Source organism: Paeniglutamicibacter sp. MACA_103 (genome assembly GCF_045798555.1).
In the GTDB taxonomy this organism is placed as follows: Bacteria; Actinomycetota; Actinomycetes; order Actinomycetales; family Micrococcaceae; genus Paeniglutamicibacter.
This window is the reverse complement of the sequence record NZ_JBIXLN010000034.1, coordinates 26,910-51,082: the sequence shown is the minus strand read 5'-3', so window position 1 is coordinate 51,082 and position 24,173 is coordinate 26,910. Positions and strand designations below refer to the sequence as shown.

Genomic DNA, 24,173 nt, shown 5'->3' with positions numbered 1-24,173 from the left:
GCCCCGCGCCGGGGGGGGGGGGGGGGGGGGGGGCGGCCCCCCCCCCCCCCACCACCACCTTGCACCTCTTGCCGCACCACCCTGCACTATTTTGAAAAGAGCCCCCCTCATGACCTATCAGGTTGCCCTCGCCTTCGAGGACGGTATTACCCGGTTCATTAAAGTTGGACCCCGCGAAACCGTCGCCGACGCCTCCTACAAGGCACGGATCAATATCCCGCTTGACTGCCGCGACGGCGCCTGCGGCACCTGCAAGGCGTTCTGCGAATCCGGCAAGTTCGACGGCGGCGACTACATCGAGGAGGCCCTGACCGACGACGAGGCCGAGAAGGGCTTCTGCCTCCCCTGCCAGATGGTCCCCGAGTCCGACCTGGTGCTGCAGATCCCCACGACCTCGGATGTCGCCAAGACGACTGCCACCACCTACTCCTCGACGCTGACCGAGATCCGCCGCCTCTCCGAGACCACCTACGCGTTCAGCCTCGAGATCGAGAACCGCGACGAGCTCTCGTTCCTGCCCGGCCAGTACGTGAACATCGAGGTTCCCGGCTCCAATGGTCAGACCCGCTCGTACTCCTTCAGCTCCGGCCCGGAGGTCTCCACCCTTTCCTTCCTGATCCGAATCACCGACGGCGGATTGATGTCCACCTACATGCGCGACGTCGCAGCCGTCGGGGATGCGATCAACTTCACCGGCCCGATGGGCAGCTTCTTCCTGCGCGATCCCAAGCGCACGTCGCTGCTGCTCGCCGGCGGCACCGGACTGGCCCCGCTGCTGGCCATCCTGGAAAAGCTCTCGGGCATGGACACCCCCCACCCGACCCACCTGATCTACGGCGTCAACACCGACACCGACCTGGTCGAGCTCGACGTCCTGGAGGACTACAAGTCGCGCATCGACGGCTTCACCTTCGACACCGTCGTCGGGGACCCGAACAGCGACGCGGAAAAGAAGGGCTACGTCACCAACCACTTCGAGCCGCACCACCTGGTCGATGGCGACGTCGACATCTACCTCTGCGGCCCCCCGCCCATGGTCGAGGGCGTCCGCCGCCACCTGGAGGCCGAAGGCATCAAGCCGCAGAACTTCTACTTCGAGAAGTTCGCCTTGGCCGTGGCTCCCGCTGCCGAAGCCGCCCCCGTCGAGGCTGCACCGGCGGCTGCAGCTCCTGCGGCTGAGGCCGCCGAGGTTCCGGCAGCCCAGCCCGCCTACGAGATCGGCGAGGAGCACTCGACCTTCGAGGCCCAGTTCGACGCACGCATGGCCCTGGAACTGGCCGTCGTGGAACTGACCATGGGCAAGCTGACCGATGGCCAGCTGGGCGAATTCAAGGTCCTCGCGGAACTTGCGGGCAAGACCCTGGCCGGAGAGACGTTCGTGGACGCCGCGGCATTCACCGTGACCAACGACGCCTTCCACCAGTTCCTCTTCAACGCCGTCGGCAACGAGCACCTGCTGCAGGCCTACAACCGCCTGGAGGTCCCGTCCATCATGGCCAAGGTCCTGCGCCAGGAGCACTGGATCGACGGAGCCGTCGACGCGGACCACCTGGCCATCGTTGCCGCCTTCGAGCAGCAGGACATCGCCGCGGCCCGCGCCTCAATCGTTGCCCACAACGAGCACGCCAAGGCCACCATGGCCGCCGCCGAACGGGGCCAGGCCTGATGAGCGCGGACAACGCCCAGTCCAACGAGACCTTCGCGGCTCCACTGCCCGAGTCCTTCCATGCCGGACGCTTTGCCTCCAAGGTCGTTCTGATCACCGGTGCCGCCCAGGGCATTGGCTGGGCCGTGGCCCGACGGATCGCCTCCGAGGGCGGGGACCTGGTCCTGGTGGACCGCTCCCCGCTGGTCCACGACGTCGCCGAGGGTCTGCGGACCCACGGTGTCAACGCGCTGAGCGTGACCGCCGACCTCGAGGCCTTCGAAGGCGCGATGTCCGCGGTCACCGCGGCAGTGGCCGAATACGGCCGGATCGACGTGCTCATCAACAACGTCGGCGGGACCATCTGGGCCAAGCCGTTCGAGCACTACGCCCCGGAGGAGATCGGCAAGGAGATCCAGCGTTCGCTCTTCCCGACCCTGTGGATGTGCCGCGCCGCGTTCCCCGAGATGATCAAGGCCGGATCCGGCACCATCGTGAACGTCTCCTCGGTTGCCACCCGCGGTGTCAACCGCGTCCCGTATGCCGGGGCCAAGGGCGGGGTCAAGGCCATCACCTCGGCCCTCGCCATGGAAGGTGCCGCCTACGGGATCCGCGTGGTGGCCACCGCCCCCGGCGGCACCGAAGCCCCCGAGCGCCTGGTCAAGCGCGGCCCGTCCCCCGAGGGCGAGCAGGAAAAGGCCTGGTACCAGCAGATCGTGGACCAGACCGTCGATTCGACCCTGCTCAAGCGCTACGGAACCCTCGACGAGCAGGCCGGTCCCATCGCGTTCCTGGCCTCCGACGAGGCTTCTTACATCACCGGCAGCACCTTGCCGGTGGCCGGAGGAGACCTCGGCTAGATAGTTACCTTCTCTGGTGTGCAGGCGGCGGTTCCCCCCGCCGCCTGCGTGCTACCCACGGCCTGACGCCCGGTTTCCCCGGGTCACGGCTTCCACCCCGCGGCCCTTCCGCCGCGGTACTTGTCCGTGCCCCGAATACCCGCACATCGTCGTGCGCCCGGGGCCCATGAAAATATGGAGCAAATCGTGAAATCACCGGAAGCAAGCGCCACCAAGAAGCAACAAAGCACCGTTCGCTGGGTGGTGGCCATCGCGGCCATTGCCCTGATCTTCGACGGCTATGACCTGGTCGTCTACGGCACCGTCGTCTCCACCCTGCTCAACGACCCGACCCAGCTCGGTGCGATCGGCCCCGCCACCGCCGGCGTGCTCGGCAGCTGGGCCCTCTTCGGGGTCATGGTCGGCGCTCTGGTCACCGGCGCGATCGGTGACTACCTCGGCCGCCGGAAGATCATGATCGCCGGCATCATCTGGTTCTCCCTGGGCATGGGCCTGACCGCCATGGCCCCGAACGTGATCGCGTTCGGCGGGCTGCGCTTCCTCACCGGGATCGGCGTCGGGGCACTGGTTGCCACCGCCGGTGCCGTCGTGGCCGAATTCGCCCCCAAGGGCAAGCGCAACTACTACAACGCCATCGTGTACTCCGGCGTGCCCGTCGGCGGGGTCCTGGCATCACTGCTGGCCATCGTCCTGCTGGATCTTGTCGGCTGGCGCGGGCTCTTCCTCATCGGCGCGACCCCCATTCTCTTCCTGCTGCCGATGGCATTGGCGAAGCTGCCCGAGTCCCCCGAATGGCTGATGGCCCGCGGGCGCACCGAGGAAGCCCAGCGCGTCTCCATCCGCACCGGCGTCCCGATCACCGCACCGGCCCCCACCGGCGCCCACGTGCTGGTCCCCGAACCCGTTGACACCAAGATCGGTTTCCGCGCCCTGGCCTCGCGGAAGTACGCGCTGCCCACCTTGCTGCTGGGCCTCATGAGTTTCGCCGGCCTGATGCTGACCTACGGCCTGAACACCTGGCTGCCGCAGATCATGTCCCAGTTCGGCTACGGCAAGTCCTACTCGCTCGCCTTCCTGCTGGTGCTCAATGCCGGCGCCGTCTTCGGCGGATTGATCGCCTCCGTGAGCGCCGACCGCGTCGGTGCCAAGCGCGTGGTTTCCACGACGTTCTTCCTCGCCGCGGTGGCCATGGTGATGCTGACCCTGCACCTTCCCTTCGGAATCCTGCTCGCGCTGGTTGCCGTGGCCGGCGTGGGAACCATCGGCACCCAGGTGCTGATCTACGGGTTCGTGTCGAACTACTACAACTCCGCCGCCCGCGGCGCCGGTGTTGCCTGGTGTGCCGGGTTCGGCCGCCTGGGCGGCATCTTCGGACCCCTGATCGGCGGGCTGCTCATGGCAGCGGGCGTCCAGAACCACGTCGCCTTCTACGTGTTCGCCGGGGTTGCTATCGTTGGTGCATTGGTGACCGCCTGTGTGCCGTTGCGCAACTCGGAGACCCAGCTGGCTGCCGGCTACACGGCACCGGTCAAGATCGCCAAGTAACCATAGGCCGGGTGGACAACCGGTCACCGGGGGCTGCGTGAACAACGATGTTCGCGCGGCCCCCTCTTCTTACATTGAAAGGTTGGCTGGGGCGGATCCATGCATCAACAACGAACATTGGCCCTCTTGGCGCGGATGCTGCAGCTGGCCGAGGGCGGCAGCGCCCAGCTGGTGGTTGTCAGCGGCCCTGCCGGTTGCGGAAAAAGCACCCTGGTTCGACGCTTCATGGACAATAACAGGCACCTCGCCTCCTGGAGTACCGCCGGGGCGCGGTGGGAAAGGGACCTGGCCGGATCCGCCCTGCAGGAATTGCTCGGTCCAACCGATACGGCTGGTGGGGCTCCACTGCCCGAACGCCTGCTCGCCTTCATCCGCAACGCGGGAAAGCAGAGCGGAATCCTCCTGCTGGAAAACCTGCAGTGGACCGACGCCGCGTCCCTCGCGGCACTCCTGTTTGCCTGGCGTCGGCTTCGCACCGAAAAACTGCTGATCATCCTCACCCTCCGCCAGGAGGAAGCCGCCTTCCTGCCGCCGGGGGCCCGCGAGCTCCTCGAGTCACCACACAGCACCACGATCGAACTGGATCCGCCAACGGCAGCTGCCTTGAAGGAGATTTCCGTTTCCAGGCTTGGAGTGGAGCTCTCCGCGGCAGCGGCCGACCAGCTGGCCGCCTACACCGAGGGCAACATCCACACCGCCTTGGAGCTGATCCGCGAAAACCCCGATGAATCCTGGAACCACCTCAATAATCGGTTCCCGGCGCCCCGGGCAGTGACCGCAGATGTTGCCGAGCGCCTGGACGCCCTGTCGGTCCCGGCCCGGTCCCTCCTCGAGGCCGCCGCCATCCTGGGCCCCGGTCCGCGGCTGGACATGATCGTCGCACTGGCCGAGGTCGACGAACCACTGCCCCTGGTCGAAGAGTGCGTGGCTTCGGGTCTGGTGGAGGTTGCAGGCAGCGGCGGAAATCTTTCCTTGCAGTTCAAGGGGCACATCAGGCACATGGCCGTCTACCACCTGGTCCCCCTCTCACGGCGCCTGGCCCTGCACGCCGCCGCCGCCTCCCTGGGGGACAGTGCAGGCGACGCCCTGGCCCACCGCGCAGACGCCACGTTGCTCTCTGACCCGGCCCTGTCGCACCAGCTGGAGCTCTTTGCAGAGATGCAGGCCGGCAAGGGCGAGTGGTCATCCGCCGCCATTGCCCTGCACCGGGCGGCCCACCTCGCAACGAACGCTGCCGACCGCGAGCCGCTCCTTCTCAAGGCCGTCGATGCCACGGTGGCGGCCGGCGAGCTGCCCCGTGCACTGGCCTATTCAGAGGAGCTGGCCAGCCTGGCCGCCAGCCCCGAGAGCGACCTGCTCTCCGGTTACATCGCCATCCTCCAGGGACAGGCACTGACCGCCGACCGTTGGCTCTCCCGCGCGTGGACGGGTGCCGAGGAGGCCCGGCAAACCGAGATCATGGCCACCGTTTCCCAGCGCAGGGTCCTTGACTCGCTGGGCCGGCTGGATGGACTCAAGTTGGTGGAGTGGGCCGAACGGACCCTCGAGCTGGCAGATGAGGGAAGCCCCGTAGCCGTGGAATCCTCGGCCATCCAGGGACTGGGCCTGGGCATGCTCGGGCGCGGTCCCGAGGGCGAGAAGATCCTGGCACGAATGCTCGCCATCCTCCCCACCGGCGCCCAGCGCCAGCGCGCCGAAATGGCCATGGGATGGCTGCATGTGGCCGGCGACCAGGTTGAGCTGGCCAGGCACGAACTCATGATTTCCAGTTCCACCGACTACACCGAGGGTTCCCACCGGATTGCCCTGTGGGCCAGGGCGTGGCTGGCCCGGGCCGAATACTCGGCCGGGGACTGGGACCAGGCCCTGGAAACGGTGAGGGCAGGTGTCGCGTTGCAGGAACGATCCGGCATCGAGCTGGTTCGCCCGCTGCTGCACTACACCGCGGTGCAGATCCACGCCATGCGCGGCGAGCAGGAGGAAGTCGACGCCCATTTGGCCAAGGCCTGGGCCAGGACCGGCAGCTACGAGGTGATGCAGGTACCCTACCGGATGGCCAGGGCGGCGGCGGCCCGCGCCCGCGCCGACTACGACGAGGTAATCCTGGCGCTGGAACCCCTGTTGCTGCTGGACCGCTCGCGCGGGATCGACGAGCCGGGGTTCTGGCCGTGGCACGACATGTACGCCGATGCCTTGGTGCGCAAGGAACGCTTCGACGAGGCCCTGGAGTTCATGGATCCGCTCATGTCTGCTGCCCGCAAGCGTAAACACCGCTCAACCATCGCACGCTTCCTGGTGGTGCGCGGGCAGGTGCTCGGTTCGCGTGGCAACCTGGAGGGATCGCGCGACGCCTTCGAGGAGGCGTTGGCCCAGTTGCAGGGCCTCACGCTGCCGGTCCTTCGGGCAAACATCGAGTACGCCTACGGCCAATCACTGCGTCGTGCCGGAAAACGCGGTGAATCCGCAGCTCCGCTGACCCGGGCGCTGGCCGGCTACACCCAGTTGGGGGCCACGATCTACATCGAGCGTTGCAACCGCGAGCTGCAGGCCACCGGCATCAGTGTCCCGCGCCGGGATGCCGCCGACTGGTCGACGCTCACCTCCCAGGAAAAGGCGGTGGCCTCGCTGGTCTGTGCGGGGGCCAGCAACAAGAAGGCCGCCGAGGAGCTGTTCATCGGCGCGAAGACGGTCCAGTACCACCTGACCAGGATCTACGCGAAGCTGGGGGTGTCCTCGCGCACCGAGCTCGCCGCGCGGTACCGGGACTCCGACGGCTAGGCATGGGCAGCCGGGGCCCGCCGGCGTAACCTGAAACCATGGGATCCGAGGTCAGGAAGCTCAGGCTCGCCACGGGCATCGAGGTGCCGTGTTTCATCGACGGAGACGCGGATGCCAGGCCGCTGTTGTTGCTGCATGCGTGGGGAGAATCCTTCGAAAGCTTTGACCGCCTGGCACCCTTGCTCACCGGTTTCAGGGTCTACGCGCCGGACCTGCGCGGCCAGGGGGATGCGGACAAGCCGGCCGACGGCTACTCGCTGGCCGAACAGGCCGCGGATGCCGATGCGATCCTCGGGGCCTTGGACGTTGCCCGGACATTCGTCCTCGGCTCATCAAGTGGCGGGTACGTGGCCCAGGCGCTGGCCGTGGGCTACCCGGAACGGGTCGCTGCACTGGTGCTGGTGGGTGCGCCGCTGAGCCTGCGGGGGCGGCCCAGCTTCGCGGAGAAGGTCGAGGCCCTGACGGACCCCGTCAGCGCGGCGTGGGTCCGCGAATCGCTTTCCTGGTTCCCGCTGCTGCACGAGGTTCCCGCATGGTTCATCGATGACCGCGTGGACGACGGAACCAGAATGCCCGCACACGTGTGGCGGGCCATCCTGGACGGGCTGTGCGAGGCCACGCCGCCCACCGAATCGGGAACCGTGGATGCACCCGCGCTGATCCTGTGGGGCGGGCACGACCACTTGCTGTCACTCGCCGACGAGCAGACCCTGGCCGCACGCATCGCGGGATCGGTCCTGAAGGTCTATCCGGACGCCGGTCACCTGGTTCTGTGGGAATGCCCGGAAGAGGTGGCGGCAGACGCAACGGAGTTTCTTGCTGGCCTCGATTGAGTATCGGCGCTGCGACACGTGGCGAGAGCCCGTTCGGTAATTCCAGGCCCGTCGTCTCGGCCCGCCGCATCTCCCCCGACGTGCGGCTGGAACCCAGGGCAAGTACGCGAGAGGCCCAAGACAGCGTCGTTGCTGTCTTGGGCCTCTCGCAAGTGTCCGTGCTGCTCGGGACGGAAGTTTAGGCGGCAAGCATGGAGGTGTGGTGTTCCGTGGACTGCGGTCCGGATTGGGACAAATCGCGTTCGGATTCGGGCATCCACCCGGTCCAGGCCCAGTGGTTCAGTTCCCGGGCGGTTTCGGTGGTGCTCCGCAAGATGGTTGCGGGACGGTGTTCTCCTGCGGTCTTTCGCCGTGGTGAGACAAACATGGTGTGCTCCTTTGTGGCCAAGTAATGCATGGATTGATGGGTGGATGATCCGCGCCGTTGGGTGGCGAGGTTCAGTGGTTCTGCGGGATGAACGGCTGGAAGGACTTGGCGCCGGCGAACCAGCTTTTGTCTTGGCCGTCCTCGAGCCGCTCGCCAATGCGGTGGAATGCACCCGCGTGGCAGAGCAGGGGCTCCGCGGTTCCCACAGTCAGCGACCGCACTTCGCCAACCACGATGATGTGGTCGCCGCCGTCGTAGTTGTTCCATGCCCGGCATTCCAGCGTGGCTGCGTTGCCCACCAGCACCGGGACATTTCCGTGAAGGACCCATTCGGGCTCTCGGTCGATCGGTTGTCCTGAAAAGTGCCTGGCAACCTCCAGCTGGTCTGCCGAGAGGATGTTGATGGCGAAGGACGACCCGTCCAGGTGCTTGGCTGCCCTGGAACTGCGAGTCAGGGTGATCTGGGCCAGCGGCGGGTCAACCGACACCGCCGTGAACGCGGTCACCATGGCACCGTATGCGTTGCCGTCGGTTCCCTGGGTGGTGACCACCGTGACGCCGGTGGTGAATCGGCCAAATGCGCTCAGCAAGTCTTGGGCATCCGTCGACTTCAACATGGTTTCCTGGGTCATGGCGGGTTCTCTTTCAAATGAAGTACCGGGAATCGGGCACCGTCTGCGCAGTGCCTTGGGACCCGGCGGCGATGCCGCGGGCGGCATCGCGGAAAGTACGGTGGTACGACAACGGCGGGGCCCCGAATGCCTATCGGGGGCCCCGCCGCTGCGAGGTGGGGGAAACCTACTTGGCTTCGGGATCCAGCACGAAGTCATAGGTGGTCTGCACGCCGGCACCCTCGGTGGCCGGCTGGATCTCGAGCAGCAGTTCCGGCTTCACCGCGGTGGCGATGTCGTCGTCGTTGTGCGCGTCGCCCGGGAAGTACAGCTGGGCGGTGAGCAGCTCGTGGCCCGGGGCCGAGACCTTCAGGTGCAGGTGGGCAGGACGCCAGGCGTGCCAGCCGGCGGCGGCGATCAGCTGGCCGCAGGCACCGTCGGTCGGGATCTGGTACGGAGCCGGCTGCATGGTGTTGATCTGGAAGTTGCCTTCCGCGTCGGCGATGAAGCTGCCGCGCAGGTTCCATTCCGGGATGTTCGGTGCGAACTGCGAGTAGAAGCCCTCTTCGTCGGCGTGCCACAGCTCGATCTTGGCGTTCGACAGCGGGCTGCCGTCGGTGCTGCGGACCTGGCCCTGGAAGAGCAGCGGGGTGCCCTGCTCGTCGTCGCGCATCTGGATGGTGGCCGGGGACTGCTGCTCCGGGGCCTCCGGGATGTAGTACGGGCCCTCGATGGAGCCCTTGTTGCCCTCGCGGTGGTCGGTGGCAACCTCCTCGACGGAGTGCTCAAGCCACACGTCCAGGAACAGCGGCCATTCGCCGTCTTCACCGACCTTGATCAGCCATGCCTTCAGGGCGTTGAACTCGTCGTAGCTCACGCGCTCTTCGAGGACGATGTCGTTGGCGGCCTTGATCAGCTTGCTGGCCAGCAGGTTGACGCGCTCGACGTCGGCCTGGATGGCGGAGGTCTTGCCGGACTGGCGGAAACGGTCGGTGGCTGCGTTGCCTGAGGCTGCGGCGCTGGCGGTGGTTTCGGTGCTCACGAGTTGCTCCTTCTATCTCCTGTTGGAGGGGGTGTTGATGCGCTGGTTCGATATCACATGATGCGGTGATTGCAGTCACAGCGACTTTCCATGCATTCAATGTATGCCGGTTATTGAGAAGAGGGAAATACTTCTTTTCACTCCATTCAGAGCTTCAGCATATAAGTCGACGACTGCTCGGGTCGGATTTCAATCTCGGGCACGCGTAGTCGGCGTGCGGCACACCATCCTGATCACCACCCCCACCGGGGCCCAATACACTTCCACGGCCCCCGCCCTGCCCGGCTCCCCCGGCTGAACACCGCCCGGATCCGCCACCGCACCACGCCCACACCAAAAACGGTCCGCAGCACCGAAGACACGCCCCCTTGGCGTGCCTTCGGTGCCACGGACCGCGCGGCGTCCGAAAAGCGACCTGGTTTAGCGGATCGAGTTCGGGTGCTTAGCCAACGCCGTGACCTTGATCTTCATGTACGGGTACATCGGGAAACCGCTGAGGATCTGGTGCAGCTCGTCGTTGGACTCGACGTCGAACAGCGAGTGGTTGGCGTACTCGCCGACGATGCGCCAGATGCCTGCCATCTTGCCGCTGCTCTGCAGCTGGCCCGAGTATTCCTTCTCGCGGACCTGGAAATCGGCGATCTGCGCCTCGGTCAGGTGGGCCGGGAAGGTTACGTCCATGCGGGCGAGGAATATCATGTCTTCTCCTGGATTAGGCGTGATTGGTAAGGGACTAGTTCTGGCGGTAACGGGTGAGCTTGTCTTCGTCGATGGCAGCGCCGACACCCGGGACGTTGCGCACCGAGATGCGCCCGCCCTGGATGCGAATGGGTTCGGCCAGCAGGTCATCGGCCATGTCCAGGAAGTTGGACAGCTCGCCGGCGCGGCGGGTGGTGGCCTCGTGGGCAGCGCCGAAGGTCACTGTCGCCAGCGATCCGACTTGCGTGTCGATCTGGTTGCCCATGGTGACGTCCACGCCCAACCCGGTGCAAAGGCCCAGGATCTCGGTGGCCTCGGTGAACCCGCTGCGGGCGGTCTTGATGCAGATCGCGTTCGAGCCGCCGGAGAGCAGTTCGCGGGAGACGTCGCCTGCGGTGGGCACCGACTCGTCGCCCACGATGGGGATCGGGGACTTCTCCACGAGCCTGCGGCGGCTCATGGCTTCCTTGGCGTCGCAGGGTTCTTCCAGGGCGGTCAGGCCAAGTCCCTCGGTGCGGCGCAGAACCTCCATGGCCTCGTTGGCGCTCCAGCCGCGGTTGGCATCCAGGTACAGCTCCACGTCGTCGCCGAGTCCGGCACGCAGCACGTGGCAGGCCTCGATGTCCAGGGCCAGCGGGCGGCGCCCGACCTTCAGCTTGAAGGTGGTGATCCCGAATTCCTCGCCGAAGCGCAGGGCCTCGTCGAGCAGCTCCTGTGCCGGGCGGAAGCCAAGCATGTGCGAGACGCGCATCGAGTCGGTGTAGCCGCCCAGCAGCTTGTGCACCGGGGTGCCCAGCACCTTGCCCATCAGGTCCCACAATGCGATGTCGACGGCGCCCTTGGCCACCTGGTTGTGGATGGTCCGGGCCATGACCTCGTGCACCTTGCCGCGGTCGAAGGGATCGAGCCCGATCAGCTGCGGAGCGAAGACATTCTCGATGATGGTGATGATCGATGCCTGGGTCTCGCCATAGGTGTAGGGGCGCGGCGGGGCGTCCGCCTCGCCGACAAGCCCCTCGTCCGAGTGGATGCGCACCAGCACGTGCTCGGCGTCGGTGACCTGCCCGCTGGCGAACTTGAGCGGGTGGGTATAGGGAATCGAATAGGGGATCGCTTCGATGCGTAGGATCTTCACGCCGGGTTTCCTTCCGTGGGGGCTGGAGTCTCAAAGAGGTCCAAGAATTTTTTCAGCAGGGCTGTTTCGTTGTCCGTCTTCCAGGCGACCGCGAGGTCGACCGCCGGCGCGTTGCGCAATTGGCGGAAGACGATTCCCTGGAGTGCGAACATGCGCCGGGCGGTGGGGACCAGGGCAACGCCCATCCCGGCGGCGACGAATGAAAGCAGGGTCGAGGTTTCCTGGGTTTCCTGGACGATGTGGGGGCTGAAGCCGGCCTGGCGGCAGGCCTCGGTGGAGATGGCATTCACCGCGGAGGTCAGCGGGTAGGTGATGAAGGGTTCCTCGGCCAGGTCCGAGAGGTCCAGCAGCCCGCGCGAGGCCAGCACATGGTCCTCGGGCAGCGCGACGACCAGTTCGTCCTTCTCCAGGAACTTCAGGCTCAGTTGGTTCGACCGGATCGGCGGGCGCAGCACCGCGACATCCACGCGTTGCTCTTCCAAGGCGATTTCCATTTCGGGGGTGAGCATCTCCCCCTGCACGCTCAGGCGCAGGCCGGGCATGTGGACGCGGGCGGCCTGCACGATCATGGGCATCAGGCGGTAGGTCGCGGTGCCGGAGACGCCGACCCGGAGCACGCCGCTGGCACCCTGGCCCACGAGCTTGACGTCTTGTTCGAGCTTGTCGATCTCGGCGAGCAGCAAGCGGGCGCGGGTCAGGAGCAGTTCACCGGCCGCGGTGAGATCGACCTTGCGCGTGGTGCGCACCAACAGCTGGGTGCCCAGTTGCTCCTCGAGCGACTTGATCTGTTGGGACAGTGGGGGCTGGGCCATGTGCAGGCGTTGGGCCGCACGGCCGAAGTGCCTTTCCTCGGCAACGGCAATGAAGTAACGCATCTGACGTACTTCCACGTCGTCCACCTCCGGTCATGGGGCACCGATGTGCTCCACAGCCAGATTAGGACGCAAAGATTACTTATGGGAAATACATGTTCCAGCTTGATTCAGAGCTTACAAGTATCAGTGCGCGGCGCGAACGCCCCTCGGATGAGGCGCGGGACACGGAATTCGCCGCCGTTGCGGTGCCTAGGCGGTGGTCCAGGCGGTGGTCGAGTCGGAGGAACGTGCCGCCGAGATGAAGGCCTCGATCAGCCCGGCATCCTTGGTTCCGCGGCTGGATTCGACGCCGGAGGAGACATCCACGCCGGCCGGGTGCAGGATGCCGACCAGGTGCGAAACATTCCCCGGGTTCAGTCCCCCGGCCAGGATCCAGGTTCCGGCGGGGGGCGCCGCGAGAAGCTCCGAGGCGTCAAAGGTGACGCCGGCCCCGGGCTCGACCGCGTCCAGCAGGATCCGCCCGGATTCCCAGCGGTTTCGTTCGGCGTCGTCCATTGCGCGATAGTCGTCGATGGAAAGGGCACGCAGCGTCGCAAACCCCTGTGCATGGAGCGCCTCGAGATCCGCGTACGGTTCATTGCCGTGCAGCTGCACGGTGCCGACGCCCGCCCGGCGGGCGATGTCGATGACGTCCTGAACCGGCTGGTTGCGGAAGACCCCGACGGTTTCGACATGTTCGGGCACCTGCGCAACGAGCGTCTTCACGAGTTCCGGCTCGACGGTTCGCGGACTGCCGGGGGCAAATACGAAACCCACCGCATTGGCGCCCGCGTCAACGGCCGCCGCGACGGTCTCGGGTGTGCGAAGTCCGCAGATCTTTACATACAGCTCGTGATTCACTCGGTTCTTCCGCGTCGGCTCGTTGCTTGCGTTTGTCTCCATGCTACTTCTCAACACGCATGCTGAGCATCACTGCCCGCAACAGTCGGTAGTCCCGGCTCGCCATGATCTTCCTGGCATCCGCGAGGCTCACGTGGTCGTCGTCGAATCCCAGTTCCTCGGCCAGGTCGTCGGAACTTGTCATCTGGCTGCCGAAGTCCTTCTTCGGCCGGAAGAAACTCAGTGCGGGGCTCTCGTCCCGCGCCTTGGTTGCTGCCGCGTCATTGAGCATCAGCAGCACTTTCTGCTCGGTTTCCTTGCCGCGGGTGTGAAGGACGAAGTGTTCGAAGACCACCTCTGCGGGGGCGAGGAAGTCCGCCTTCACGGGCGTGGACTCCAGCACGGTGCGCTGGTAGGTGCTCATGTCCCCGTCGGTGTCCGTGGCCGAGTCGGCGCGGAACTCGGCGATCTCGTTGCCGTCCGCGTCCTCGATGTCCCACTTGGTGAACGGGTCCGCCAGCGGCTTGGCCGTGGCGTTGCAGTTGCTGCAGTCGTCCTCCTCGATGTTCCAGTCGGGAGGGTACTTGAAACTCAGGCCCTGGGTCGCGAAGGTCTTCCAGCCAGAGGTGTTGATCGCGTCGGCGGGTTTCGGGGACGGGATTGCCGACGGGTTGCCGCCGTCCCCCGCCACCGGCTGCTTGGACGGATCCTGCGGGGGGCCGAAGGGCGTCGAGTCGATGGTGCTGGAATCATCCGCTGCCCATGGCGCGACGTCAACGCATCCGGAGAGCAAGAGCATGCCCAGCAGCGAGGCAACACCCAATGCCCTGGCCATCGTCTTCGGCTTGCCGGCCGGGGTTGCATCGGGGCAATTGCTCATCGGTTGTCTCCTGGGCGCGAGTGCCAAATCGGACATCGATACCTTCCCCACTGTGCCCCATCCAGTGCACGCTTGCAAAGGCCGGCCATGCCCGGTGCGATGCGCGCACTGCGCGTGGCACCGACACTGGACACTTTCCCGGAAGTACCGACACGCATGTCAGTTAATCAGCAGTGCCGGCTCCCGCAAAATCGAGGCGACATTGGCCGCGAACCGCGCCGACAGGTCCGCCCGGCATGACCCCGGGCCGGACGCGGGCGGCAAAAGGGGGGCTTCCCGCCCGGAATCCCGACGATCCCGGACGGGTAGCCCGCGGCGGACGGGACTCAGAAGGAGCCGGCCCGGACCGAAAGCATGACCTGCTTCATCGTCCGGTAGCTCTCGCTGTCCATGAACTGCCTGGCCTCGCCCTTGGTGACGTGGTTCTGGTCCATGCCGCCGGTTTCCATGAACTCCGGCGTGGTTTGGATCCAGGTTGCTGCCCCGGCCCGCGGGTGGAAGTACGGGAGGAAGGGGTACTGATCACGCGTTGCCAGGTTGGCGTCCGAGGAGAGCATCAGCTTCGCTTGCTGCGCCTTGCGCTCGGTTCCCGTCACGGACGCCTGCGAATAATCGATCCGCACGTGCTCGAAGACCAGGCTGGTCGGCTCATAGCCGATCCCTTGGGCCGCGGCCGTGTCCAGGTCGGTGCGGCTGTACAAACCCATATCCCCGTCGGTGTCGCCCACGAAGTTCGGGAACACGTGGGCCACCCGCACCCCGTTCTCGTCCACGATGTTCCACGGCGTGTACTCGTTTTCCGGCAGCGGCGGATCATCGACCTCGCAGCCGTCGCAGGTGTAGCGCAGGATTTCCCAGTCGGCGGGATAGTCGAAGGCAATCCCGTACTTGTCGAAGGTCTGCCATTCCGACGTGTCGATGGACGCCGGCGCCTCGGGGGCAACGGCCGGGTTGGCCGAGGCCGGGCCGGGCGCGGTGAATGCGGGGACGATCCCCGGGCCGCCGATCAGCAGGGCGGAGGCCACGGCGCCGGCGGCCAACAGGAGGCGCCGGCGGCGGAAGGGCGGGTGGGCGGACAGGGTGGACGGTTTCGGTGCGTTCCTCACGGTGTGCTCCTTGGGCTCTGACTCCGGCATTTTGCCGGAAGGTACCAGTACCCCTCTTATGTCCGCCCCGTGATGCCCGGTGACCATCCGGGCATCACGAAAGGATAACGATCAGTCCAGCAGCAGCGCGGGCTCCTGCATGATCGAGGCGACATCAGCCATGAAGCGCGCCGACAGGTCCCCGTCGACCACGCGGTGGTCGAAGGATCCGCCCAGGGTGGTGATCCAGCGCGGCACCACGGCGCCGTCGACAACCCACGGCTTCTGCCGGATGGTGCCGAAGGCAACGATCGCCACTTCCCCGGGGTTGATGATCGGGGTTCCGGTGTCGATCCCCAGCACGCCGATGTTGGTCACCGTCAGCGTGCCGCCGGTCATGTCCGCCGGGGAGGTCTTGCCCGCGCGGGCGGTCTCGGCCAGGTCGTTGAGCGCAATGGCCAGCTCGCGCATGGACAGGTCCTGCGCTTCCTTGATGTTCGGGACCAGCAGGCCACGCGGCGTGGCTGCGGCGATGCCCAGGTTCATGAAGTGCTTGACCTGGATTTCCGCCCCGTTCTCCGTCTCCACCCAGGAGGCGTTGACCGAGGGGTTGCGTGCCGCGGCCCAGATGACGGCCTTGGCCAGCACCAGAAGCGGGGAGACCTTGATGCCCTCGAAATCGCGGCTCTTCTTCAGCCGGGCCACGTATTCCATGGTGCGCGAGGCATCCACGTCCACGAAGATCGACACGTGCGGGGCGCTGAAGGCGGATTCGACCATGGCCTTGGCGGTGGCCTTGCGGATGCCGCGCACCGGGGTGCGGACAACCCGGCCGTCCACTTCCTGGCCCTTGGCCGACCAGAACATCGGGGCCGCGTCGCGCTCGGCCTCGCGCTGGGCCTTGTAGGAGAAGACGTCGTCGCGGGTGATTTCGCCCTGGCCGCCGGTTCCGGTGACCTGGGCCAAATCCACCCCAAGCTCCTTGGCGACCTTGCGCACCGGCGGCTTGGCCAGGACGCGGTCCACGAATGCCGCCACCGCGGGCTTGGCGGCGGCCGTCAGGCGCGTTCCGGCATGGCCGAGTTCCGTGGCGCGGCGGGAGATCGTGTCGGCCAGCGCCGCCGGGATCGCCGGGGCGCTTCCCTGCGGGCCGGCGGCCTTGGCCGGCTTGATCGGGGCCGGGCGGTTGTTGCGGGCACGGCGCTTGACCGCGTCGGCCTTGGGTCCCGAGCCGACCAACGGGCCCGGTTCCTCGCTGGCAACGGGGGTATCTGACTCGGCGATGTCCGCCACCTCGGGCACGTTGGCCAGCGGGGCAGGGCGGGAACCGACCTCGTCCACGGAAAAGAGCGGGGCGCCTACGGCCAGGGTCTCGCCCTCGGCCGCATGCAGTTCCTTGACCACCCCGGCGTAGGGACTGGGCAGTTCGACCAGGGACTTGGCGGTTTCGATTTCCACGAAGACCTGGTTGACGACCACGGTGTCCCCGGGCTTGACTTTCCAACCGACGATTTCGGCCTCGGTGAGGCCTTCGCCGACATCGGGAAGGTTGAAGGTGCTCATCGTCTGACTCCTTTAAGAAACAATGCTGCAGCGGTGCGGTGGCGCTCGTGCGCACCACTCATTTAGTAGGCGAAGGACCGATCGAGTGCCTCGAGGACCTTGTCGATGTCGGGCAGGTACTGTTCCTCGACCTTGGCCACCGGGTAGGGCATGTGGAACCCGCCGACGCGGATGACCGGGGCCTCCAGCGAGAGGAAGGCGCGCTCGCCCACACGGGCGGCGATTTCCCCGCCGATGCCGCCGAAGGTCGGCGCCTCGTGGGTGACAATGAGCCGGCCGGTCTTTTCCACTGATTCGGTGATGGTGTCGAAGTCGATCGGGGAGACCGAGCGCAGGTCGATGACCTCCACGGAGCGGCCGTCCTCGCGGGCCGCCTCGGCGGCTGCCAAGGCGACGGGCACCAGCGGGCCGTAGGTGACGATGGTGGCGTCCTCGCCGGGCCTGATGACCTGGGCCTTGAAGGCGTCGGCGGCCGGGTTCTCGGTGTCGACCTCGCCCTTGAGCCAGTAGCGCTTCTTGGGCTCGAAGAAGATCACCGGGTCCTGGCAGGCTGCGGCCTGCTGGATCATCCAGTAGGCGTCGTGCGCGTTGGACGGGGTCATGATGCGCAGCCCGGCGGTGTGCGCGAAGAGCGCCTCCGGGGATTCGGAGTGGTGCTCGATGGAACCGATGCCCCCGCCGTAGGGAATGCGGATGACCACCGGTGCCCCGAAGCGGCCCTCGGAGCGGGCACGCATCTTGGCCAGCTGGGTGGTGATCTGGTTGAAGGCCGGGAAGACGAAGCCGTCGAACTGGATCTCGGCGATCGGCGAGTAGCCGCGGATGGCCATGCCGATGGACGTGCCGATGATTCCGGCCTCGCCCAGCGGTGAGTCGATCACGCGGTCCGCGCCGTAGGTGTCGATCAGCCCGTCGGTGATGCGGTAGACGCCGCCCAGGCGTCCGATGTCCTCGCCGATGAGCAGGGACTTGGGGTTGGAAGCCAGGACTTTGTCGAGTCCGGCGGTAATGGCCTTGGCCAGGGTCATCGTGGTGGTGCTCATCGGGTGGCCCCTTCCTCGGTGGTGTCGGCGAATCCGGCCTCGTATTCCAGGTGCCACTTGAGCTCTTCCTGGATCAAGGGGTGTGCCTCGGCATAGACGTTGGCAAAGGACTGGGCGAGTTCCGGATCCGGGAAGGCCATGGCTTCCTCGCGGACCCGGGTTGCCATCTCGTCGCCGTCGACGGTGACCTGCTTGAAGAACACCTCGTCGGCGAGCTTGTTCTCCTTCAGGTGCTTTTCAAGGCGCAACAGCGGGTCGCGTTCGACCCAAGCTTCCTCGTCGGCGCTCATCCGGTACTTGGTCGGATCGTCCGCCGTGGTGTGGGCGCTCATGCGGTAGGTGACGGCCTCGATCAAGACCGGGCCCTCGCCGCGGCGGGCACGTTCCAGGGCCCAGCGGGTCACGGCCAGTACGGCCAGAACGTCGTTGCCGTCAACGCGGATTCCGGGGAACCCGTAGCCGGCGGCGCGCTCGGCCAGGGGAACCTTGGACTGAACGTGGAACGGGACGGAAATGGCCCACTGGTTGTTCTGGCAGAAGAAGACCACCGGCGAATTGAAGCTGGCGGCAAAGACCATGGACTCGTGGACCTCGCCCTCGGTGGAGGAACCGTCTCCGAAGTAGGCAACGACGGCGGTGCCGTCCTTCTCCAGGCGTTCGGCATCCCAGCCGGCCTGGTCGCGCTGCACTCCCATGGCGTATCCGGTGGCGTGCGGCATCTGGGCTGCGAGCACCATGGTGTACATGTGGAAGTTGTTTTCCCGAGGGTCCCAGCCGCCATTGGAAATGCCGCGGAAGATCCGCAGCATCTGCGGGAAGTCGACATCGCGGGTCAGCGCGACGCCGTGTTCGCGGTAGGTCGGGAAGATGTAGTCGTTGGGCCGGGTGGCCCGGCCCGAGCCGATCTGCGCCGCTTCCTGACCACGCAGCGGAACCCACAGGGCCAGCTGGCCCTGGCGCTGCAGCGCCGTGGCTTCCTGGTCAAAACGGCGGGTGAGCGCCATGTCGCGATAGAACCCCCGCAACATTTCCGCGTCGACGTCCTGGATGTAACTGTCGTACTCGGCGTGCGAGCGACGTTCCCCCTCGGGGGTAAGTAGCTGGATCAGCGCCTGCTCCGAGGGCTCGTGCACGGTGTTGGTCATACCGAGGGCGTCCTTACGTACATGAAATATGCCCCGCACGGAATAGATTCCGCATGGGGCATATAGCGGGTTTGTCTGTTCTAGCCTAACGGTGGAAAGCCGCAAATCACGACTTACCCGCCCCTAGGAAAGCGTCGAGCCTTTTGGATAGTTCCGACAAAGCTCAAGGAAGCGGGTATTGGCCTCGTCTTCGCCGATGCTCACCCGAACGCCCTCGCCGGCGAACCCGCGCACGGCCAAGGCTTGCTCCGAGGCCAACTCCACGAATTCGGCGGTATTGGCTCCCAGCGGCAACCACACGAAGTTGCCCTCGGCCGCCGGAATCTTCCATCCAAGCTCCTCGAGGCCGGCCACCACGCGGGTACGTTCATCGACGATCTTTTGTACCCTTTCCACAACCTTGTCGTAGTGGGCCAGCGAGGCCACTGCCGCATCCTCGGCCACTGAAGAGACGGCGAACATCGTGGCGGCAACCCTGATGTTGCTGGTGACTTCCGGGTGCGATACCGAGTACCCCACGCGGAGGTTTGCCAGCCCATGCGCCTTGGAGAAGGTCCGCAGCACCATGACGTTGGGGTGGTTGCGGTAGGTGTCGATCCCGTTCACGGCTTCCGGATCCCGCACAAACTCCATGTAGGCCTCGTCGATGACGATCAGCACGTTGGAGGGAACCTTGGCAATGAAGGCTTCGACCTCGTCGCGCCGCAGCGCCGGACCGGTGGGATTGTTCGGGGTGCAGAGCAGGATCACCGAGGTGCGTTCGTTGACCGCTTCAGCCATGGAGTCCAGGTCGTGGCGCCCGTCTTCCAGCAACGGAACCTCCACCGGAAGGGCACCCGCCGTTTCGACCACGATCGGGTACGCCTCGAAGGAGCGCCAGGCGAAGATCACTTCGTCCTGGACCCCGTCGTCGTCCTGCCCAGCAAAGGTTGCCAGGATCTGGGTCAGGGCACCGAGCGAACCGGCACCGGTGACGATGTCATCGGCGGGGACCGACAGGAACTCGGCGAGCGCGGTGCGCAGCTTGGTCGACATCGGATCCGGGTAGCGATTGATGTCCAGTTGGGCGCGAATCGCATCCATGACCTCAGGGATCGGCGGCAACGGGGTTTCGTTCGAGGAAAGCTTGTAGGCATTCAGGCCCGGGATTTCCCGAGGCGGCTTGCCCGCGACGTACTTCGGCATTCGGCCAATGACGGTGCGGGGCTGGACCGGATCGAGGGGCAAGGGGTTTTCGGTGGTCATGTCCCAAAGCTTAGCCCTTGCCGTGCCGGCGGGCGCCAAGTGTTTCACCGCCATTCCCTCGGCCGGAAACGGCTGGCCCGCCCCGCCGTGGCACAGAAAGGTGTGCCAGTATTGGGTCCATGATTGCGTTCATCCTCCGGGTGGTGATCAACGCGCTGGCCCTTGCCGCCGCCGCGTGGGTTCTCCCCGGCATCACTGTCACAGCCGCTCCGTCCTCGGATGCCACCCTTGGCCTTGTCCTTGCCTACTTGGTGGTGGGCTTGGTCTTCGGGCTGGTCAACGCCGTGGTCCGGCCCATCGTGAGCCTGCTGTCGATGCCCATCACCTGCTTGACCCTGGGCTTGTTCACCTTGGTCATCAATGCGGCCATGCTGATGCTGACCTCTTGGTTGACCCAGTACCTGCCCTTCGGGCTGCACGTCGACAGGTTCTTCTGGGACGCCATCATCGGTGCCCTGGTCATTTCCATCGTCTCGGCCGTGATGGGTTGGATCGCTCCCAAGCAGCGCTAGCACCGCCCGGGTTTCCGGCGACGCGATGTACCCCGCCGCGCATCAGTGCGGCGGGGCGATCCGGTCCAGGCGCCCGCGCTTTTCATCTTTCGCGGGCAGTTTCATTTTGGGCCTGGGCTGGCGTGCCAATTGGAATGACCTGACCCTGCCTTGGCGGGATTGGCCGAAGAGCACTCCCAGCAGGCCCAGTGATTCAACGACGCCCGGGTCCGTTGCGCCGCGCAGCTGACGGGCGTGTGATTCGTAGTTCTCGAGGTTGTGGGCCTCGCCGAATCCTTCGTTCCCCAGCTCTTGTGTTCCGTCTGGACCGTCGAAGACCACCGTCAGCCTGTTGCGTTCGTCGGGGTTCCTGCCGCCGTCGGTGCCCGGCACCAAGTCGTTCTTGTCTTCCAGATGCAGCGCATGGGTGTCCTTCGGGACGGGTACCCTCCCCGTCGGGGACCCGAATGTCGATAGATGCGGAAAGTTGAAGAGCTCGTTGAGGTGTTCGTCGTTGGCAATGTTCGCAGCGTGGATCCCTCCCTGGCTGTATCCGGTCACCACCACGCGGTCCCCGTTCCGCGCCCCGGACTGCCTCAAGGCGTCCTCGATGGAGGGGATAAGGTTCTTCGATTCATTGCCCATCCCCTCGACGATTCCCACCCCGTCCCAGGGGTTGCCCAGCTCCCGTCCCGGCCCGGCACCCTTGATCCGGCGGAGGTTCTCATCGATGTCCTTCAATGGATCGGATTGGGTCCCGGGAAGCGTGAGCACGTAGACAGGACCTTCCGGGCCCTCGACCCGGGTGACCAACAGGCTTCCCGGGGGTTCGTGCTCGGCGAGCTTCTGGAGGTCCGTCAGGGACTCGATCGATCCGTCAAAGTCCACGACCCGGTCCGGCCTTCGACCGACTACCTCGATCGGTGTCAGGTGAACGAGGTTTTGGCCGAGCAGCAAGTCGGTGAGCCGAGGATAAAGCCTGTCGGGATAGGGCGATTCGAACAGCCCTCCGTGTTCGGTGTCCCGGAACAGGCCATAGGGCAGACCCAGGAAGCGGGGCAACTGGTTGATGATGTCCTCGGTGGTTTGGGTGCGAGGCCGCCCCTTGTTGTTGGCCAGATCCCACATCACTGTCAACGGCAGCAGGTCGCCGCGCGCCACGTTGATGGCGCGCTGTGCCTCCGCCTCGACCTGTTCATATCGGATGCGCGCGGTCGCCACATTCAAGGCCATCAATCCGGCTTCAGCCGCTCGTGCGGCGCACAAAGCCGCGGCCTCGCCCACGTCGGCCACCGCGCCGACCACTCGCAGGCGCAGCATCGTGGTGCCAAGTGCCAACATCGCGGCGGGGAATGCGGGGAATGCGGGGAACTGCGTCAGAAAGGCTGCGCCGTCCAACAGGTCCGCGCCGGCGCCCTTGAGCATGGTCGTGGTGCGTTCAAGTTCGGCGATGGAGTACCTGATCGATCCGGGTCCCCCGCGTACGTTGTATCCCATGGCGACCTCTCTTGGCCTAGAGCCCGCCGAACAGCCCGCGCGGCAGGCCCCGGGGTGTCAGGATGGGCCCCAGCGTGCCCATGGTGGAAAGGATCACTGCCTCAAGCTCGGCCAAATCGGCCCGGGCAGCCCAGATTTCCCCGCGGGCGGCCTCCAACCTGGTATCAAGATCCGCGACCTTGCCCGCAAGTTCCGCCGCCCGGTCACGGAACGCCCTGCCGGCCGGGGACTCCCATTCCAGGTTCATCACCATGTCCAGCTGTTCGCGGGCCCGATACACCGCGGCCTGGGCGGCAACCACCCGCATGAGCATTTCATCGGCAATTGCTTCCAACATGGTCTTTTTCACCGCACCCTTTCCGTGCCCACACCGGTTTCCCGGTGCCGTTGTCCTAAATCAACGGTGACGGCAACCGGTCCCGGCGGCGGGCGGGAGGCCACGGTGTGTGGATAAGCATGAAGTGGGCGGCGTCACGCTCTGGGCATGCTCGGGATGAATCGTGAAAGAATGGGCACCATGGCTGATTCCGCGCGCATTTCACTTGCATCCGAACCCCTCGCCCTTGGTGCCCTGGACGGTCGTTACCGTGCCGCCGTGGCCCCGCTGGTCGACCACCTCTCCGAAGCGGCGCTGAACCGCGACCGCGTCCACGTGGAAGTCGAGTGGTTGATCCACCTGACCGACAACTCCGTGCTGCCGGGCACCTCCCCGCTCACCGAGGCCCAGCGCACCGCGCTGCGCAAGATCGTCACCGACTTCAACGCCGCCTCCGTGGCCGAGCTGGCCGAGATCGAGGCCGTCACGGTGCACGACGTGAAGGCAGTGGAGTACTACATCGGCCGCCGCCTGGGGAACATCGGCATCGAGGACCTCACCGCGCTGGTCCACTTCGGCTGCACCTCCGAGGACATCAACAACCTCTCCTACGCCCTGGGCATCAAGGACGCCGTGCTGAACGTTTGGCTGCCCGCAGCCCGCACGCTGGTCGACCAGATCACCACCATGGCCACCGATTCCCGCGACGTGCCGATGCTCTCGCGCACCCACGGACAGCCCGCGACCCCCACCACCCTGGGCAAGGAACTGGCCGTGCTGGCCTGGCGCCTGACTCGCCAGCTGGACCGCATCGAGAAGACCGAGTTCCTGGGCAAGATCAACGGCGCCACCGGCACCTACGCCGCCCACTACGCCTCGGTTCCCTCCGCCGACTGGCAGGAAGTCTCGCGCTCCTTCGTCGAGGGCCTGGGATTGACCTGGAACCCGCTGACCACCCAGATCGAGTCGCACGACTGGCAGGCCGAGCTGTACGCGGACGTGGCACGCTTCAACCGGATCCTGCACAACCTGTGCACCGACGTGTGGAGCTACATCTCCATCGGCTACTTTGCTCAGATCCCGGTTGCCGGTGCCACCGGTTCCTCGACCATGCCGCACAAGGTCAACCCGATCCGCTTCGAAAACGCCGAGGCGAACCTGGAGATCTCCAACGGCCTGCTCGACACCCTGGGCTCCACCCTGGTGACCAGCCGCTGGCAGCGAGACCTCACCGACTCCTCCTCGCAGCGCAACATCGGCACCGCCTTCGGCCACTCGCTGCTGGCGATTTCCAACGTCGCCAAGGGCCTTGACCGCCTGGACGTTGCCGAGGCCGTGCTGGCCAACGACCTGGAGCACAACTGGGAGGTGCTCGGCGAGGCCATCCAGATGGTCATGCGCGCCGAGGCCATTGCAGGTGTCGAGGGCATGGAAAACCCGTACGAGCGCCTCAAGGACCTGACCCGCGGCCAGCGCGTCGACGCGGCCCGCATGCAGGAGTTCGTCTCCTCGCTGGGCCTCTCGGCCGACGCCGAGGCACGCCTGCTGGAGCTGACCCCGGGCAGCTACAACGGCATCGCCTCGAAGCTGGTCGACCACCTCAAGAAGTAGCCCGCACCAAGAAGTAGGGGGGCGCCGACCGGTGCCCCCAACGCCCGTGGCCTGCCCGGTTCCCTGTGGAACCCGGCAGGCCACGGGC

At 66.1% G+C, this 24,173-nt stretch carries 22 protein-coding genes; 7 read left to right on the top strand and 15 right to left on the bottom strand.

What is annotated here, in order from left to right:
- Positions 1 to 109: 109 nt before the first annotated feature.
- The 5 genes from benC (at position 110) to ACIPVK_RS15715 (ending at position 7,661) form a co-directional block, all read left to right on the top strand.
- Positions 110 to 1,666 (top strand): benzoate 1,2-dioxygenase electron transfer component BenC, encoded by a 1,557-nt coding sequence (benC, locus tag ACIPVK_RS15735; RefSeq protein ID WP_407612923.1) that lies wholly within the window; start codon positions 110 to 112, stop codon positions 1,664 to 1,666.
- Complete coding sequence (locus ACIPVK_RS15730; protein WP_407612922.1) at positions 1,666 to 2,505, top strand: 1,6-dihydroxycyclohexa-2,4-diene-1-carboxylate dehydrogenase; 840 nt, start codon at positions 1,666 to 1,668, stop codon at positions 2,503 to 2,505. The genes benC and ACIPVK_RS15730 overlap by 1 nt, the downstream gene beginning before the upstream one ends.
- A gap of 186 nt (positions 2,506 to 2,691) precedes the next feature.
- On the top strand, positions 2,692 to 4,050 hold the full coding sequence (locus ACIPVK_RS15725; RefSeq protein ID WP_407612921.1) for an MFS transporter: 1,359 nt from the start codon (positions 2,692 to 2,694) through the stop codon (positions 4,048 to 4,050).
- A 99-nt stretch (positions 4,051 to 4,149) separates the two neighbouring features.
- A complete protein-coding gene (locus tag ACIPVK_RS15720) occupies positions 4,150 to 6,828 on the top strand; it encodes a LuxR C-terminal-related transcriptional regulator (RefSeq protein WP_407612920.1) in 2,679 nt (892 codons plus the stop codon).
- 38 nt (positions 6,829 to 6,866) lie between these two features.
- Positions 6,867 to 7,661 carry an alpha/beta fold hydrolase gene (locus tag ACIPVK_RS15715; protein WP_407612919.1) on the top strand — a complete coding sequence of 265 codons (795 nt, stop codon included), beginning with the start codon at positions 6,867 to 6,869 and terminating at the stop codon, positions 7,659 to 7,661.
- A gap of 178 nt (positions 7,662 to 7,839) precedes the next feature.
- On the opposite strand, the gene ACIPVK_RS15710 is transcribed toward ACIPVK_RS15715, so the two are convergent.
- The 13 genes from ACIPVK_RS15710 to ACIPVK_RS15650 all read right to left on the bottom strand — a co-directional run bounded on the left by ACIPVK_RS15710 (position 7,840) and on the right by ACIPVK_RS15650 (position 20,170).
- A complete protein-coding gene (locus ACIPVK_RS15710) occupies positions 7,840 to 8,028 on the bottom strand; it encodes a hypothetical protein (RefSeq protein WP_407612918.1) in 189 nt (62 codons plus the stop codon).
- Between the two features lie 71 nt (positions 8,029 to 8,099).
- Positions 8,100 to 8,660, bottom strand: a complete 561-nt coding sequence (locus tag ACIPVK_RS15705; RefSeq protein WP_407612917.1) for a flavin reductase family protein — start codon at positions 8,658 to 8,660, stop codon at positions 8,100 to 8,102.
- A 166-nt stretch (positions 8,661 to 8,826) separates the two neighbouring features.
- Positions 8,827 to 9,681 (bottom strand): catechol 1,2-dioxygenase, encoded by an 855-nt coding sequence (gene catA / locus ACIPVK_RS15700; protein ID WP_407612916.1) that lies wholly within the window; start codon positions 9,679 to 9,681, stop codon positions 8,827 to 8,829.
- 420 nt (positions 9,682 to 10,101) lie between these two features.
- Complete coding sequence (catC, locus tag ACIPVK_RS15695; protein ID WP_407612915.1) at positions 10,102 to 10,380, bottom strand: muconolactone Delta-isomerase; 279 nt, start codon at positions 10,378 to 10,380, stop codon at positions 10,102 to 10,104.
- A gap of 34 nt (positions 10,381 to 10,414) precedes the next feature.
- Positions 10,415 to 11,515: an enolase C-terminal domain-like protein gene (locus ACIPVK_RS15690; RefSeq protein WP_407612914.1), complete on the bottom strand. Its 1,101-nt coding sequence runs from the start codon at positions 11,513 to 11,515 to the stop codon at positions 10,415 to 10,417.
- The gene (locus ACIPVK_RS15685) at positions 11,512 to 12,405 is read right to left on the bottom strand and encodes a LysR substrate-binding domain-containing protein (protein WP_407612913.1); all 894 of its coding nucleotides are present in this window, start codon (positions 12,403 to 12,405) and stop codon (positions 11,512 to 11,514) included. The genes ACIPVK_RS15690 and ACIPVK_RS15685 overlap by 4 nt, the downstream gene beginning before the upstream one ends.
- Before the next feature lie 174 nt (positions 12,406 to 12,579).
- The gene (locus ACIPVK_RS15680) at positions 12,580 to 13,272 is read right to left on the bottom strand and encodes a phosphoribosylanthranilate isomerase (RefSeq protein ID WP_407612912.1); all 693 of its coding nucleotides are present in this window, start codon (positions 13,270 to 13,272) and stop codon (positions 12,580 to 12,582) included.
- A 1-nt stretch (position 13,273) separates the two neighbouring features.
- Positions 13,274 to 14,089 (bottom strand): hypothetical protein, encoded by an 816-nt coding sequence (locus ACIPVK_RS15675; protein WP_407612911.1) that lies wholly within the window; start codon positions 14,087 to 14,089, stop codon positions 13,274 to 13,276.
- A gap of 326 nt (positions 14,090 to 14,415) precedes the next feature.
- Positions 14,416 to 15,195 carry a hypothetical protein gene (locus tag ACIPVK_RS15670; RefSeq protein ID WP_407612910.1) on the bottom strand — a complete coding sequence of 260 codons (780 nt, stop codon included), beginning with the start codon at positions 15,193 to 15,195 and terminating at the stop codon, positions 14,416 to 14,418.
- A 111-nt stretch (positions 15,196 to 15,306) separates the two neighbouring features.
- A complete protein-coding gene (locus ACIPVK_RS15665; RefSeq protein WP_407612909.1) occupies positions 15,307 to 16,737 on the bottom strand; it encodes a dihydrolipoamide acetyltransferase family protein in 1,431 nt (476 codons plus the stop codon).
- A 62-nt stretch (positions 16,738 to 16,799) separates the two neighbouring features.
- Entirely contained in the window at positions 16,800 to 17,780 is a 981-nt protein-coding gene (locus tag ACIPVK_RS15660; RefSeq protein ID WP_407612908.1) for an alpha-ketoacid dehydrogenase subunit beta, read from the bottom strand.
- On the bottom strand, positions 17,777 to 18,925 hold the full coding sequence (pdhA, locus tag ACIPVK_RS15655) for a pyruvate dehydrogenase (acetyl-transferring) E1 component subunit alpha (RefSeq protein WP_407612907.1): 1,149 nt from the start codon (positions 18,923 to 18,925) through the stop codon (positions 17,777 to 17,779). The genes ACIPVK_RS15660 and pdhA overlap by 4 nt, the downstream gene beginning before the upstream one ends.
- A gap of 123 nt (positions 18,926 to 19,048) precedes the next feature.
- A complete protein-coding gene (locus ACIPVK_RS15650) occupies positions 19,049 to 20,170 on the bottom strand; it encodes a histidinol-phosphate transaminase (RefSeq protein WP_407612906.1) in 1,122 nt (373 codons plus the stop codon).
- A gap of 119 nt (positions 20,171 to 20,289) precedes the next feature.
- Here ACIPVK_RS15650 and ACIPVK_RS15645 point away from each other — a divergent pair, with 119 nt between their 5' ends.
- Complete coding sequence (locus tag ACIPVK_RS15645) at positions 20,290 to 20,682, top strand: phage holin family protein (protein ID WP_407612905.1); 393 nt, start codon at positions 20,290 to 20,292, stop codon at positions 20,680 to 20,682.
- Between the two features lie 42 nt (positions 20,683 to 20,724).
- On the opposite strand, the gene ACIPVK_RS15640 is transcribed toward ACIPVK_RS15645, so the two are convergent.
- Together ACIPVK_RS15640 and ACIPVK_RS15635 are read right to left on the bottom strand one after the other, a co-directional pair.
- Entirely contained in the window at positions 20,725 to 22,158 is a 1,434-nt protein-coding gene (locus ACIPVK_RS15640; RefSeq protein ID WP_407612904.1) for a hypothetical protein, read from the bottom strand.
- Positions 22,159 to 22,174: 16 nt separating this feature from the next.
- On the bottom strand, positions 22,175 to 22,495 hold the full coding sequence (locus ACIPVK_RS15635) for a hypothetical protein (RefSeq protein ID WP_407612903.1): 321 nt from the start codon (positions 22,493 to 22,495) through the stop codon (positions 22,175 to 22,177).
- A 180-nt stretch (positions 22,496 to 22,675) separates the two neighbouring features.
- On the opposite strand from ACIPVK_RS15635, the gene purB reads away from it, so the two are divergent.
- A complete protein-coding gene (gene purB, locus ACIPVK_RS15630) occupies positions 22,676 to 24,085 on the top strand; it encodes an adenylosuccinate lyase (RefSeq protein WP_407612902.1) in 1,410 nt (469 codons plus the stop codon).
- Positions 24,086 to 24,173 lie beyond the last annotated feature (88 nt).

Excerpts from the sequence above, each read along its gene's own strand:
- ACIPVK_RS15650 (WP_407612906.1), bottom strand. The coding sequence starts at position 20,170 with ATGACCACCGAAAACCCCTTGCCCCTCGATCCGGTCCAGCCCCGCACC.
- ACIPVK_RS15680 (WP_407612912.1), bottom strand. The coding sequence starts at position 13,272 with ATGGAGACAAACGCAAGCAACGAGCCGACGCGGAAGAACCGAGTGAAT.
- ACIPVK_RS15710 (WP_407612918.1), bottom strand. The coding sequence starts at position 8,028 with ATGTTTGTCTCACCACGGCGAAAGACCGCAGGAGAACACCGTCCCGCA.
- ACIPVK_RS15705 (WP_407612917.1), bottom strand. The coding sequence starts at position 8,660 with ATGACCCAGGAAACCATGTTGAAGTCGACGGATGCCCAAGACTTGCTG.
- ACIPVK_RS15665 (WP_407612909.1), bottom strand. The coding sequence starts at position 16,737 with ATGAGCACCTTCAACCTTCCCGATGTCGGCGAAGGCCTCACCGAGGCC.
- benC (WP_407612923.1), top strand. The coding sequence starts at position 110 with ATGACCTATCAGGTTGCCCTCGCCTTCGAGGACGGTATTACCCGGTTC.
- ACIPVK_RS15675 (WP_407612911.1), bottom strand. The coding sequence starts at position 14,089 with ATGAGCAATTGCCCCGATGCAACCCCGGCCGGCAAGCCGAAGACGATG.
- ACIPVK_RS15715 (WP_407612919.1), top strand. The coding sequence starts at position 6,867 with ATGGGATCCGAGGTCAGGAAGCTCAGGCTCGCCACGGGCATCGAGGTG.
- pdhA (WP_407612907.1), bottom strand. The coding sequence starts at position 18,925 with ATGACCAACACCGTGCACGAGCCCTCGGAGCAGGCGCTGATCCAGCTA.
- ACIPVK_RS15720 (WP_407612920.1), top strand. The coding sequence starts at position 4,150 with ATGCATCAACAACGAACATTGGCCCTCTTGGCGCGGATGCTGCAGCTG.
- ACIPVK_RS15730 (WP_407612922.1), top strand. The coding sequence starts at position 1,666 with ATGAGCGCGGACAACGCCCAGTCCAACGAGACCTTCGCGGCTCCACTG.
- ACIPVK_RS15640 (WP_407612904.1), bottom strand. The coding sequence starts at position 22,158 with ATGGGATACAACGTACGCGGGGGACCCGGATCGATCAGGTACTCCATC.
- ACIPVK_RS15660 (WP_407612908.1), bottom strand. The coding sequence starts at position 17,780 with ATGAGCACCACCACGATGACCCTGGCCAAGGCCATTACCGCCGGACTC.
- ACIPVK_RS15635 (WP_407612903.1), bottom strand. The coding sequence starts at position 22,495 with ATGTTGGAAGCAATTGCCGATGAAATGCTCATGCGGGTGGTTGCCGCC.
- ACIPVK_RS15645 (WP_407612905.1), top strand. The coding sequence starts at position 20,290 with ATGATTGCGTTCATCCTCCGGGTGGTGATCAACGCGCTGGCCCTTGCC.
- catC (WP_407612915.1), bottom strand. The coding sequence starts at position 10,380 with ATGATATTCCTCGCCCGCATGGACGTAACCTTCCCGGCCCACCTGACC.
- purB (WP_407612902.1), top strand. The coding sequence starts at position 22,676 with ATGGCTGATTCCGCGCGCATTTCACTTGCATCCGAACCCCTCGCCCTT.